The 13,771-nt window shown below is 49.7% G+C and carries 7 protein-coding genes; 3 read left to right on the top strand and 4 right to left on the bottom strand.

The window, feature by feature from the left end:
- Positions 1-27: 27 nt before the first annotated feature.
- Complete coding sequence (locus ACO0LH_RS08140) at positions 28-714, top strand: Bax inhibitor-1/YccA family protein (protein WP_422940533.1); 687 nt, start codon at positions 28-30, stop codon at positions 712-714.
- Positions 715-717: 3 nt separating this feature from the next.
- Positions 718-1,674 carry a TerC family protein gene (locus ACO0LH_RS08135; RefSeq protein ID WP_422940532.1) on the top strand — a complete coding sequence of 319 codons (957 nt, stop codon included), beginning with the start codon at positions 718-720 and terminating at the stop codon, positions 1,672-1,674.
- Between the two features lie 72 nt (positions 1,675-1,746).
- On the opposite strand, the gene ACO0LH_RS08130 is transcribed toward ACO0LH_RS08135, so the two are convergent.
- From ACO0LH_RS08130 to ACO0LH_RS08120, 3 genes are all read right to left on the bottom strand, one after another.
- The gene (locus tag ACO0LH_RS08130) at positions 1,747-3,447 is read right to left on the bottom strand and encodes a DUF4214 domain-containing protein (RefSeq protein ID WP_422940531.1); all 1,701 of its coding nucleotides are present in this window, start codon (positions 3,445-3,447) and stop codon (positions 1,747-1,749) included.
- Positions 3,448-3,529: 82 nt separating this feature from the next.
- Positions 3,530-6,949, bottom strand: coding sequence for a DUF4214 domain-containing protein (locus tag ACO0LH_RS08125; protein ID WP_422940530.1), 3,420 nt, complete (start codon positions 6,947-6,949; stop codon positions 3,530-3,532).
- 438 nt (positions 6,950-7,387) lie between these two features.
- On the bottom strand, positions 7,388-8,020 hold the full coding sequence (locus ACO0LH_RS08120; protein ID WP_422940529.1) for a response regulator: 633 nt from the start codon (positions 8,018-8,020) through the stop codon (positions 7,388-7,390).
- Positions 8,021-8,440: 420 nt separating this feature from the next.
- On the opposite strand from ACO0LH_RS08120, the gene metH reads away from it, so the two are divergent.
- Positions 8,441-12,190, top strand: a complete 3,750-nt coding sequence (gene metH / locus ACO0LH_RS08115; RefSeq protein WP_422940528.1) for a methionine synthase — start codon at positions 8,441-8,443, stop codon at positions 12,188-12,190.
- Positions 12,191-12,272: 82 nt separating this feature from the next.
- Here metH and ACO0LH_RS08110 read toward each other — a convergent pair whose 3' ends face one another.
- Positions 12,273-13,748, bottom strand: a complete 1,476-nt coding sequence (locus ACO0LH_RS08110; protein WP_422940527.1) for a tetratricopeptide repeat protein — start codon at positions 13,746-13,748, stop codon at positions 12,273-12,275.
- Positions 13,749-13,771: the final 23 nt, after the last annotated feature.

The raw sequence follows: 13,771 nt of genomic DNA, 5'->3' as shown, positions 1-13,771 counted from the left end.
TGACTTCAACATTTCAGGAGAAAAAGTATGAAAATCTTGAACCGCACTGCTGCGCGTGATGCGCAAACCGTGACCTATATGGACAGCAGCAGCACTGCCAGCCATAAAGTCTTGCGCAATACTTATATGTTGCTGTCGCTGACTTTATTGTTTTCAGCATTGACTGCTGGCGCTACCGTTGCCTTCGCCATTCCCGGCCCCGGCGTCCTGCTGACTATAGTCGGTTATTTTGCTCTGCTGTTTGCCACCACCAAATTACAAAATAGCAGCTGGGGTATAGCCGCAGTGTTTGGCCTGACCGGCTTTATGGGTTACACCCTTGGCCCTATGCTTACCCGTTATCTGGGCATGCCCGGCGGCAGCACGATCGTCATGACAGCGATGGCCATGACCGGTGTGATTTTTATGGCTTTGTCTGCCTATGTACTGATCAGCAAACGCGATTTCAGCTTCATCGGCGGCTTTTTGGCGGTTGGCATGCTGTTGGCTTTCGTGGCCAGTCTGGCTGCCATGTTTTTCCAGATCCCGGCTTTGTCGCTGACTATTTCTACTGTAGTGGTGTTGTTGATGTCAGGCATGATTTTGTATGAAACCAGCAATATCATCCACGGCGGTGAAACCAACTACATCATGGCAACCGTCAGCCTGTATGTGACGATTTATAACCTGTTCAGCAGCCTCTTGCATTTGCTGGGCGTAGTAGAGAAAGAATAATTCATGTTGCATTCCGTCGCCCAGCCCTGGATGTGGGCAGTATTTATCGCTTTTGTTTTGGCCATGCTGGCAGTGGACGTATTGGCCCTTGGCGGCTCGCGCGCCCACAAAGTCAGCGTCAGGGAAGCGGCGGTCTGGTCACTGGTGTGGGTCAGCCTGGCTTTGTTGTTCGATTTTGGTTTGTGGATTTATTTATCCGATACCGTAGGTCGTGACATCGCAACAGCCAAAGCCATGGAATTTCTGGCGGGCTACGTCATAGAAAAATCACTGTCGGTGGATAACGTCTTTGTATTCCTGCTGATCTTTGGTCACTTTGCCGTACCCGCTCAATACCAGCGCAAGGTCTTGCTGTACGGTGTGCTGGGTGCCATAGTCATGCGCATCATGATGATTTTGGCAGGCAGCTGGGTAGTGACCCAATTTTCATGGGTACTGTATCTGTTCGGGATTTTCTTGCTGGTAACCGGCTTTCGCATGCTGGTGGCAGCAGAACAGGAACCTGATCTGGAGGCAAACCCCGTCTTGCGCCTGGCTAAAAAACTACTGCCCTTCAGCAAAGATTTTCACGATGAAAAATTCACCATCAAAGAAAACGGCAAACGTTTATTTACGCCGCTGTTTCTGGTGTTGGTCCTGATAGAAATATCGGATGTGGTGTTTGCAGTGGATTCGATACCGGCCATCTTTGCGGTAACGACTGATCCCTTCATCGTCTTCACATCGAACATCTTTGCAATCATGGGCTTGCGTGCGCTGTATTTCCTGCTGGCCGATATGGCAGACCGCTTTCACCTGCTGAAGTTTGGCCTGGCCTTTGTGCTGATGTTTGTCGGCATCAAGATGCTGATCGTCAAGTGGATGCATGTACCCACCAGCGTGTCGCTGCTGGTCATCGGCGGCCTCCTTGGCAGTTCCATACTTGCCAGCCTGTTTGTCAGCCGCAAAAAAAACCAGTAAGCACACGCATCAGTTTTACGTAACCAGTCCCTTTGGCACATCACAGCAAGATCGTGATGTGCCTTTTTTGCATCAGGCAGATATGACTTCCAGGTTCTGCACTTGATGTGTTTGACCTACCAATGTCACAGGCGTCACTAAGGCCATCACTTCTGACGTGGACGCGTGATCAGCAGCAAGCTGCACTGGACCGCTAAATATCAATATGTCATGTTGTGAAGATGCTGAAGTGAAATTGGTCAGCAAAGTAGGATTGAGAATGCTTTCTACTGGCTTGTCATTGAGGTCTATCATTGTCACCGAAACCACACCGCCATTTTTTATAATACTCTGCAATTGTGCGCTTGAGGATGATCCCAAATTAAAATCAACCGTGGTATCCGAGCTGAATATAGTGTCATCATAAGCAACCTCCCTACCATTAATTTTCAGAATGGCTTTCTTAAACAGATATTCCAAGGGATTGATGGTCGCTCTTACCAGCAGGTTCGTATTGCTGCTGTTAATCGTATTGGCAACAATATTTCCCCCGACGGGAATAATCGAAATATTGCTTGCGGGTGTTCCGCCAACATATTTAAATGTGTGGCTAACCTTATAGCTATTGAAACCATAGACCAAGTTATTCCCGGCAGCATCCGTAATCACCAGGCTGATGTCACCGCCATAGTTGGGCGCGGTAAAATAACTATCGTTGAGCTGCGCGCCCAGAACTGTATCAAAAGAAAAGTCTAGTGTGGTGTCTGTCGCATTGATGGTGTTGTCAGTTGCTACAGTCAAGCCCTTCAATTGTATTGCTGCCTTGCCACCCGTGTTTTCACCTGCTCTGATATTGAATTGAATGCTGTCAAAAACGATTTTTATCTGCTTGTATGTGTCTGACAAAGTCTTGGGATCATAAATCCATTTTTGTACGTAAAAAGCGGAAGAAGGCAAGGATGGCGGTGCCGTATCCAATACCACCCCCAGTTGTCCCCCTACGCTACCAGTATTTCCAAAAATATCCGTCACTTTGACACCGATAAATTTATACCCATCGTCTCCCCAGTTGCTACCACCCGGGATAGTGATCACTGCTTTATGCGTGTTCGCCTCATCAGTTGTCAGCACATGCGTCACGGGCGTACTGAATGAATTATCGCCATTCATCAACTCCACCTTGTAGCCAGTGTAAGTCTGGACACCCGTCAAATCGACGACAACATCAATACCTGCGAGTTTCTCTATTTTATTGATTCCATTGGCCGCATCAGCGATTTTGACCTGTTTGCTCGCAGTCAGCGTCGGCAAGCTACCTGTCGCCGTCACGCCAGAAAGTATGCTACGCATGACCTCGAATGTGCTGGCAGAGCTATAGCTGCCTGCTTTTGTAGCGGTATCAAGACTAGCAGTAAAGCCTGCGGCAAAAGTAAGCTTGTTATCTATCGTGGCCCCATCCAGACTTTGCGGTGTCGCTCCATTCACAATCGCCAGAGCGGCTGTTCCCAAATTCACCATACCTCCGTCTATCTGACCAGCCCAATATTTCAAGCCATCTGCATCAGGAGAACGGCCAAACAGGTTCTTATACAGAGCTGTGACGACATCAGAAGTATTTTTGCCACCATACATGGTCTTATATTCCACTTGCTCGCTGAACGACTGTGCCAGGCTGACGAGAGAAATTTTCTTGGCATCCAGTTGTCCTTCCCAATACTGCAAACCGGCGACATCAGCCGGACGATTGAAATACGCGATATAAAGTTTTTGTATGGTGCTGGCGTTAATACCCATATGATTTACCTTTGGTTAAACAGCCCTCGTGTCATCAGGCTGCTGGAGAGTTGATGTTTTAAGTCCGTTTTTGGCCAAGAGATCAGGCGATCATCAGATCCATTGCGTGGTGCATGGGAACAGACTGACCGATAATGCCTATATGATTCAGGGAGACACCACCATCCGGACTGGCATACCCTGTCTGGGATGCATAGTTGGTCACGACATTCAAACTGCCTGGAGTACTGCTGACCATGTGGCCGACCTGATCGTAAAGCTTGATGACCAGGTCACCACCCGAAGGCAATACTGACTGCAGGTAACCAGGCGTCAATGCATTCTGCGGAATGCTCCAGCTCGCCATGCCGACTGTGCTGTCTGACACACCCACTGGGGTGTAACTGGTCAATACCAGCTTATTGCCTATCCATAATTCGGCCTTGCCATTGGTAATCTGGCCGGGAACAATACCAATATCGATAGTGAAACCCACATTGCTGCCATTCAAGGTAATGACATTGCCTTGCACTGGCGTGATGGTGCCGCCGATTGGGGTTAATTTGATGGAAGTGGGGGCAGATAAGCCGCCGACGATGGCTTCTCCATCGATGTAGGCAGTTTTCAGCAAGGGGATAGAGGCGCCCTGAATGGTGTTGTTATTCGCATCATACAAGTACAAATATGGCGTCAAGGTCGCGGTGCCAGCAAGCAAGGACTTCAAGGCAAACGGGCTATCGGTGGTGATCTCAAAAGTGACCGTGGTATCTCCTGCAAGTATCTGTTTGTCTACGACGGAAACATAATTACGGCCACCCGCCAAAGTTAATTCAGCATGCCCGCCAACTGCCTGCCCAGGCGTGATATCTGCCGTCACGCGCAAGCTGGTATTGCTGGCATTGATCGTATCTGCAACAACGTTTCCACCAATTGGGAAGTATTTGATATTGGTTGGTGCATTCAGCGGAGTACTTCCAACGGTCATATAGTTTTGCGGTAACCTGTAGATATTTCCTGGTGTGACATTACCTGCTGCATCATATAAAAAGAAATCCATGCCACCATTAAATGTGGCTGAAGCCAATACACTTTCGGGTACGGTGAACGTCACTTTTGTATCTGTTGCTGAAATACTGCTGTCCGTATAGGTCGTCGTGGAACCTTTTAACACAGCTTTGCCACCAGTCATTTGCCCAGCCGGGATCGTCAATTCCACTTCATAAATGCCATTTCTGACGACCTGTGAAACATAGGTCACCAGACTGGCCGGCGCAGGTGGCGTCGTGTCCACAATAACATTGCTACTCGCAGTAATATTGCTGATGCCAGTTATCGAATTACTGAGTTTCAGGCTCAGGGCCTTGCTACCATCACTACCCCAGGCAGAACCGGCGGGAATACTTAATATGGCACTATGTGCTGCTGCCTCTGCGCCAGTGATGACACGTTTTACTGGTGTGCTGAAAGAAGAACCGTCTTTCAGCAATTCTATTGAGTAATCCTGCGCATTTTGAAGACCACTCAGATCAATCTGAACGTCAATCACCGAAGCCACTTCCTGCGCATTGATTCCATCTGTCGCCGCGGCAATACTCATAGGCGTAGCTATCGCTTGCGGCGTGTAATCAACGATCAATGTCGGGTTGTCCGTACTGCTGATAGCCTGTCCCATTGCATTGGTCAGTACCACTGTCACCACACCACCAGCATTGACTATGGATTGCAACGCCTGGGCACTGCCAGTGCCCAGATCGAAATGCAGGCTGTTCTTTGCCGCATTGATTGCCGTATCCACGGCGATGAGCTTGCCGCCGATTTTCAGCTCAGCCTTACCGCCAGTTGCCTGGCCTGCAATGATGCTGGCATCCACGATCAAATCGGTATTACTTGCGTTCAGCGTATTATTGCCAGTAGTGCCACCTACAGCAGTGATTTTGATGTTTGCAGGAGCGTTCAATGTTGAGTTGGTATTGCCAGATCCTGATGATGTCGTGCCACCGCCAGCTATTCCCGTATAACTGACATTCAGTATCGGATTGCCTTCGCTGATCGCGGATTCGCCAAAATAATCCCACACACGGACTGAAAGAAAACCGCTTCCGGTAACCAGGGATTGCAGGCCAGCATTGCTGCTACTATGCAAATCGAAATGAATTTTTCCATCGACTATCTGATCAGCCGTGGCGCGTGCAATCACCTGACCATTGAGCAATAACTCTGCATTGTTCAGCGCGGTTTTGGCATTGACCTCTGCATCCACCATGAGATTGGTATTGCTGCTGTTCAGCGCATTGTTGCTCAGCGTCCCGCCCACAGGCACGATACTGATATTCCTGGCTGCATCTACGGGTTTGTGGCTGATTGTCGACGTGATCTGGGACAAATTGCTTTGCACAAAATTACCGGCCTGGTCAGCAATGACCAGACTCAGGTTTTTATCGGTTTTAAATCCGTCATAGACACGCTTGCCTGTCGCTGTATCAAAACTGAAATCCAAGGAAGTGCCGTTCAAATTGCCCAAATCCAGTGTCGAGATGGTGACACCGCCCAATTGCAGGCTCGCCTTGCCAGTTGCTGTTTGCCCATCAGCGAGCCTGACGTGCAGTACTTCTGTCACGGCGTCGTAACCCGCAGAGCCTGGCGTAGTATGCATATACGCGACGTCAAGGCCCACAGATACAGGCGCAACAGGTGGCGTTGTATCGAGTTGCACACTGAGTTGCCCGCCAATTTTCCCGGTATTTCCGTTGAGGTCAGAAATTTTCACACCTATGGTTTTGCCACCGTCAGCACCCCAGTCAGCACCTGCCGGTATCCTGACACTGGCTTTTTGGTTCAACACATCGGTGACATTCAAGGTGTACACAACCGGAGTGGCAAACGATGCATTACCATTCATCAGTTCTATCCGGTAACCAGCCTGCACCGCAACACCAGTCAAATCGACCAGAACGTCCATGCCCGCCATCTTTTCAGCAGCGTTGATGCCATTGGCTGCCTCAGCGATGGTCACTGCTCTGGTCAGATTCACTGGTCCCAATGCCGCATTGGCGTTAATTGCAGCGAGTGCGCCGCGCATGGATTCAAAGCTGGATGCAGATGTATAGCTGGCGATCTTGGCGTCAGTATCGAGGCTGGCAGTAAAGTTGCTGGCAAAGCTCAGCTTGAGGTCTATCGTTTTACCATCCTGGCTTTGTGGCGTGGCACCATTTAATATCGCCAGCGCAGCCGTACCCATATTCACACTGCCAGCGTCTATTTGTCCCACCCAATATTTCAAACCATCTGCATCAGGATTGCGGGCAAACAGATTTTTGTATAAAGCGGTAATGACATCGGCGGTATTTTTACCCGCATAGGTATTTTTATATTCAACTTGTTCACTGAAGGACTGTGCCAAACTGGGCAGCGAGATTTTATTGGCATCCAGCTGCCCTTCCCAATACTGCAAGCCAGCGACATCAGCCGGACGATTGAAATACGCGATATAAAGTTTTTGTATGGTGCTGGCGTTGATACCCATTAAGACAGACTTTCTAACTAAGTGATTTTCAAATATTAATAAATTACTAAATTTTTATGACGGCAAGATGATGTCTTAAAGGCTTGAACCAAAAAGAATCATTCATTTTTACATATGCAAATTGCTAACATTTCATTCATAGTGCGGGAGATGAAGCATCTTGACGATGCCACACGCTGTCCAAGCACAAACCAGTTATGGGATGAATTGGGAAATGTTTACTGAGCTGATACCGGGGATGTCAGTGATTAACTGGCCTGATCAGGAACTCGTATTGAAACGAATTGTAACAATTTTTTACATACTTGTAAGCATGTCTGCAAACAAGTTAGGTCATACCGCCTTGAGAAGTGGCGACAAGCGGCAATAAGCCGCAGACCAGGCTGCAAATTTGATAAGTTGATGATCTCGATAAAGGCGAAACCGGTTTGGGTCATGCTAGTCAGGCGTGTACAAGCCCAGACGGCGTGCAGCCAATACAGCCTGGGTGCGGTTGACTACATTGAGTACCCGGAATATCGAAGTCACATGCATCTTGACCGTGATTTCGGCCAGTTCCAGACGTAATCCGATTTCCTTGTTGGACAAACCCTGGCACAGCAAGATCAGGGTTTCTTGCTGTCTGGGTGTCAATTCCAGCAGGGGTTCTTCTTTATTGGCCTGTTTGCCGCGCAGGGTGATCCAGTTGGTTTCCAGTGTTTCATTTGCCAAAATTTTACGGACTACACCGGCCATCATATCGGTAGAAACCGCTTTTGAAATAAACGCTTTTGCACCGGCACGCAGTGCGGCGTCAACTTCACGCCGGTCTTCAGAAGCTGAAACCACGACGATCATCGCCGCAGGATAGTGGCGGCGTAAAGAATGAATCGCTTCCGCGCCATTCATGCCCGGCAGGCCAAGATCAAGCAAAATCAGTCGCAAGCTGCCATACATGCTATGTTGTACCAGTGCCTCTTCCGTAGAAGTAACGGCTGCCACCAGGGAATCGCCCAGAATTTGGCGCATGAATATGAGTAAAGCATCCCGGTAAATGGGGTGATCTTCAATGATGAGTGCGGCGATTGTCATCTGAACTTAAATCCGGCTAGGTACACATCAGTCCAAAACTTGTCCACTTGCAGCCTTCAATGATTAATTTAATTAAAACAATCGGGATATTGCAGCGCGTATTCATTTCAGGCAAGTAAAAACTGGCACAGCGATGATTGATGACTGTGAAGAAAAAGAATTGATGCATCAAAACGCAAGGTTTCAAAGAGATATTTGTCTTTTTAAAAATGCAAGATTCAATATTGCATCTGCTGTGCAGGTAAGCACACTACAACACAGCCATACACCCAAGCCCTTGATTTGACGTATAATTTATGCCTTCTTGCGCCGATTTGAGATTCAGATTGCGGGCGCGTAATAAATGCTGCTAAAAGGACGTCGCCCGATCCGCCAGCAGCATGAGCCGATCGGGTTTTTGCATTAATGCGAGTAAACATCATGACTACGACCCTGCCTGTATCTGCCCTCGAAACCCGTTTACGCGCCATTTTGCAAAAGCGCATCCTCATACTCGATGGTGCGATGGGTACCATGATACAGCGCTATAAATTGACGGAAGAAGATTATCGCGGCGAACGGTTCAAGGATTTTACAGGCTCTGAAACCGTGCGCGAACTTTTCGTCAAGGGCAATAATGAATTGCTGTCGCTGACACAGCCGCATGTCATTTCTGAGATCCATGAGCAATACCTGGCTGCCGGTGCCGACCTCATAGAAACCAATACCTTTGGTGCGACCACGGTCGCGCAAGATGATTACCACATGGCGCATCTGGCCTATGAGATGAATGTCGCTTCTGCCAAAATTGCGCGCGCGGCCTGCGATAAATATTCAACACCAGACAAACCACGCTATGTCGCAGGCGCTCTCGGCCCTACGCCAAAGACCGCATCAATTTCGCCCGATGTGAATGACCCGGCGGCACGTAACGTCACTTTCGACCAGCTGGTAGCAGCTTACCTTGAGCAAACCCGCGGCCTGGTCGAAGGCGGTGCCGATGTGCTGCTGGTCGAAACCATTTTCGATACGCTGAACTGTAAAGCCGCGTTGTTTGCCATCGACCAGTTTTTTGAAGAAACCGGCACCCGCCTGCCCATCATGATTTCTGGCACGGTAACCGATGCGTCTGGCCGTATCCTGTCGGGCCAGACGGTACCAGCGTTCTGGAATTCGGTACGTCATGCAAAACCGCTGACCGTAGGCCTGAACTGCGCCCTTGGTGCAGCCCTGATGCGCCCGTATGCAGAAGAACTGTCGAAAATTGCCGACACCTTTGTCTGTATTTACCCGAATGCCGGTTTGCCCAACCCCATGAGTGATACCGGCTTTGATGAATTGCCAGCCGATACCTCAGCCTTGTTGAAAGAATTTGCCGAAGCCGGTTTCATCAATATCGCCGGTGGCTGTTGCGGTACCACGCCTGACCATATCAAGGCGATTGCCGACATCCTGCAAACCCGCACGCCACGTGACATCCCGACCGTACCGGCAGCGATGCGCCTGTCTGGTCTGGAGCCGTTCACGATTGATGAAAGCTCCTTGTTTGTCAACGTTGGTGAACGTACCAACGTCACCGGCTCAAAGGCGTTTGCCCGCCTGATTTTGAATGAGCAATATGATGAAGCCCTGGCAGTCGCCCGCCAGCAGGTAGAAAACGGCGCGCAAGTCATCGACATCAATATGGATGAAGCGATGCTGGATTCGCTGGCAGCGATGACACGCTTCCTGAACCTAATCGCGTCCGAACCTGACATCGCCCGCGTGCCCATCATGATCGATTCGTCGAAATGGACAGTCATCGAGGCAGGCCTGAAATGCGTACAGGGCAAGGCCATCGTCAATTCGATTTCCATGAAAGAAGGAGAAGCAGAATTCCTGCGTCAGGCCACGTTGTGCAAGCGTTACGGTGCAGCCGTCATCGTCATGGCCTTTGATGAAAAAGGCCAGGCAGATACCTATGCACGCAAAGTGGAAATCTGTGAACGTGCCTATCGCCTGCTGGTCGACAAACTGGATTTTGATCCACAAGACATTATCTTTGACCCGAATATTTTCGCAGTCGCCACCGGTATTGAAGAACACAATAATTACGCTGTCGACTTTATTGAAGCGACGGACTGGATACACAAGAACCTGCCCGGTGCCAAGATCAGCGGCGGTGTCTCGAACGTGAGTTTTTCTTTCCGTGGCAATGACCCGGCACGTGAAGCGATACACACGGTATTCCTCTATCATGCCATCAAGGCAGGCATGACCATGGGCATCGTCAATGCCGGTATGGTCGGTGTGTATAGTGAGCTCGATGCTGAATTACGCGAGCGTGTTGAAGACGTGGTCTTGAACCGCCGGGAAGACGCGACCGAGCGCATGATAGAAATTGCTGCCACGCTGAAAGCTGGCGGCAAGAAAGAAGAAGCCACGCTGGAATGGCGTAACGAACCAGTAGAAAAACGTCTGTCACATGCGATGGTGCACGGCATCACCAACTGGATCGTCGAAGATACCGAAGAAGCCCGTGCCGCCATCATGGACGCAGGTGGCCGCCCTATCCAGGTCATTGAAGGCCCGTTAATGGCGGGTATGAATATCGTCGGTGACCTGTTTGGTCAGGGCAAGATGTTCTTGCCGCAAGTGGTCAAATCTGCCCGCGTCATGAAGCAGGCAGTCGCCCATCTTATCCCTTACATAGAAGAAGAAAAGAAACGCAGCGGTGACAACAAGCCCAAGGGCAAGATCGTCATCGCCACCGTCAAGGGCGATGTCCATGACATAGGCAAGAACATCGTCACCGTGGTCTTGCAGTGTAATAATTTTGAAGTCGTCAACATGGGCGTGATGGTGCCCTGTTCAGAAATTCTGGCCAAGGCCAAGGCAGAAAATGCCGACATCATAGGCTTGTCCGGCCTGATCACACCTTCGCTGGAAGAGATGGCTTACGTCGCCAAAGAGATGCAACGCGACCCGCATTTCCGCATGCTCAAGATCCCATTGCTGATCGGCGGCGCGACTACCAGCCGTGCCCATACTGCTGTGAAGATTGCGCCTAATTATGAAGGCCCGGTGGTGTATGTTGCTGATGCCTCACGCTCGGTATCTGTTGCACAATCACTGCTGACGCCGGAAAGCCGCGACCAGTACATCGCTGATCTGGGTAGCGATTACGACCGCATCCGCACGCAGCATGCGAATAAAAAAGCCACACCCATGGTTACACTGGCGCAGGCCCGTGCAAATAAAATGAAAGTGGATTTCACTGGTAGCAATACGCCGGTCAAACCCAAATTCATCGGTCGCCGCCTGTTCAAGAATATTGATCTGGCGACGATTGCCAATTACATAGACTGGGGTCCATTCTTTCAAACCTGGGACCTCGCCGGACCTTTCCCGGCAATATTGACCGATGAAATCGTCGGTGAGGCTGCGACCAAAGTATTTGCCGAAGGCCAGGCCATGCTGAAGAAAATCATCGAAGGCCGCTGGCTGACGGCGAATGGTGTGGTATCCCTGCTGCCTGCCAATACCGTCAATGACGACGATATAGAAATCTATACCGACGACACCCGCAGCCAGGTAGCGCTGACTTATTACGGCACCCGCCAGCAAACCGAGAAACCCATCATCGATGGCGTGCAAAGGCCCAACCAGTGCCTGTCAGATTTCATCGCGCCAAAAGACAGCGGCATCAAGGACTATATAGGCATGTTTGCCGTGACCGCTGGCCTGGGTATAGAAAAGTATGAAAAGCGCTTTGAAGACGCGCATGATGACTACAGCAGCATCATGCTGAAGTCCCTTGCCGACCGCCTGGCCGAAGCCTTTGCCGAATACCTGCATGAACGCGTGCGTAAAGACCTGTGGGGTTATGTCGCCGATGAAGCCTTGAGCAATGAAGACCTGATCAAGGAAAACTACAAAGGCATACGCCCTGCGCCTGGCTATCCTGCCTGCCCGGAACATACAGTCAAGACCGAGATGTTCAAGCAGATGCAATGTGAAGAAATCGAGATGTACATCACTGAATCGTGGGCCATGATACCGGGCGCAGCAGTATCGGGCTTTTACTTTGCCCATCCTGAATCGAAATATTTCAGCGTAGGTAAAATTGCCGATGACCAGGTTACTGATATGGCGGAACGGCGCAATGTGCCCAAGGAAGAAGTGGAACGCTGGCTGGCACCGAATTTGTGATGGCTGCCTGATGCTAAATATACGGCTTTTCCTGTCTTCGCCCCGCGCGGCGAAGACAGGAAAGGCATTTACTCCAAAATGTCTATAGTGAGGTTTGTCTTTCTGCAAGAAACGCTTGCTTCACGTCTTCAATCACCGTATCCCAATCCCTGACCTTGGCTTGCCGGAACAGGCGCACAGATGGATACCACGGGCTGTCTGTCCTGTTTAACATCCAGCGCCAGTCAGGATTATGTTCAATCAACACCCAGGCTGGTTTGTCCATGGCACCGGCAAGGTGGGCTATCGAAGTATCAACCGAAATGACCAGATCGACCAGTTCAACCAAAGCGGCCGTGTCTGAAAAATCATGCATATCCGGGCCAAAATGCCGGACATTGGAATAATTGTCTAAAACCGCCTGATCACCTTCTGCTAAATCTTTTTGCAGAATAATAAAATCCGCATCAAGTTCGAACAGGCTGACAACTGATTGCAGTTCAATCGATCTGGTCTTATTCTTTTTATGCTGCGGGTTACCCGTCAGGGCTATACCTATTCTTGGCCTGTTTTTCCCCACACCCAGTTTTTCGCGCCATTTCACGACACACTCTGCGTCACTTGTAATATAGGGAACAGCAGAGGGAATGGTAGCAACTGTAGTACCAAGTACCAAAGGCAGACTCATCAAAGGCAGGTAGTAATCAAAGGTCGTTTCTTCATTGAAATCATATACCTTTTGAATACCTTCCATATTTTTCAGCAAGGCTTGCATTGGTTTGCTGGCGACAATATGCAGATTGCAGTTTTTCGATTTCAGTAATTGAATAAATCGTATGAATTGTATCGTGTCACCAAAGCCTTCTTCGGTAATCAGCAGCAGGTCTTTCCCGGTCAGATCCTGTTCACCTGTCCAGCGTACATTTTTGGGAAGTGTCGAAATAAAATCCAGCAAACTGGATTTGAAACGCATTTCAAAATTTTGCCAACCGTTGGCATAGTCGCCAATCAAAAGCTGGGAAATACCCACACTCATCCTGACTTCACCGGCATCGGGAAACTGTATCAGTGCCGATTGATAAGTCTTTATCGCCTCTTCAATTTTATTTTGCTGCGCCTGGGCATTGGCCAGATCGGTGTACAACATCAGTGCCGTTTTTTCCATCGCCAGTGCGCGGGAAAAACAAAGCTCTGCGGCAGCATAATCCAGTTGCAGGGAATATAAATTGCCCTTGTAGTAATGCAGCTCACAGAAATCAGGGAACAGTGTCAGTCCCTCGTCGACAATCGCGTTGGCTTCCAGCTGTTTACCGAGCAAGATATACGCCATGCCGAGGTCACGGTAGAGCATGGGGTTGCTTTTATCGAGCGCGATAGCGCGCTGAAAACTGTCAATGCTGGCGGCGATGTCACCCTTGTCGAGCAGGATGCCACCCAGCATATAGTGGGCATCGGCAATCGCGGGATCAAGGGCCAGCGCCTTGGTGAGGTGAGCCTCTGCGCGCGGGGCATTTTGTTCTTCCAGATACAAAAAGCCCAGCATGCTGTGGGCTTTTGCCAGATCTGGATCAAGTTTCACGGCCTGTTCATATAAATCTTTGG

The organism is Undibacterium sp. TJN19, assembly GCF_049339485.1.
GTDB lineage: Bacteria > Pseudomonadota > Gammaproteobacteria > Burkholderiales > Burkholderiaceae_D > Undibacterium.
This window is presented reverse-complemented; position numbering and strand designations above follow the sequence as displayed.

Excerpts from the sequence above, each read along its gene's own strand:
- ACO0LH_RS08135 (WP_422940532.1), top strand. The coding sequence starts at position 718 with ATGTTGCATTCCGTCGCCCAGCCCTGGATGTGGGCAGTATTTATCGCT.
- ACO0LH_RS08140 (WP_422940533.1), top strand. The coding sequence starts at position 28 with ATGAAAATCTTGAACCGCACTGCTGCGCGTGATGCGCAAACCGTGACC.
- ACO0LH_RS08120 (WP_422940529.1), bottom strand. The coding sequence starts at position 8,020 with ATGACAATCGCCGCACTCATCATTGAAGATCACCCCATTTACCGGGAT.
- metH (WP_422940528.1), top strand. The coding sequence starts at position 8,441 with ATGACTACGACCCTGCCTGTATCTGCCCTCGAAACCCGTTTACGCGCC.
- ACO0LH_RS08130 (WP_422940531.1), bottom strand. The coding sequence starts at position 3,447 with ATGGGTATTAACGCCAGCACCATACAAAAACTTTATATCGCGTATTTC.
- ACO0LH_RS08125 (WP_422940530.1), bottom strand. The coding sequence starts at position 6,949 with ATGGGTATCAACGCCAGCACCATACAAAAACTTTATATCGCGTATTTC.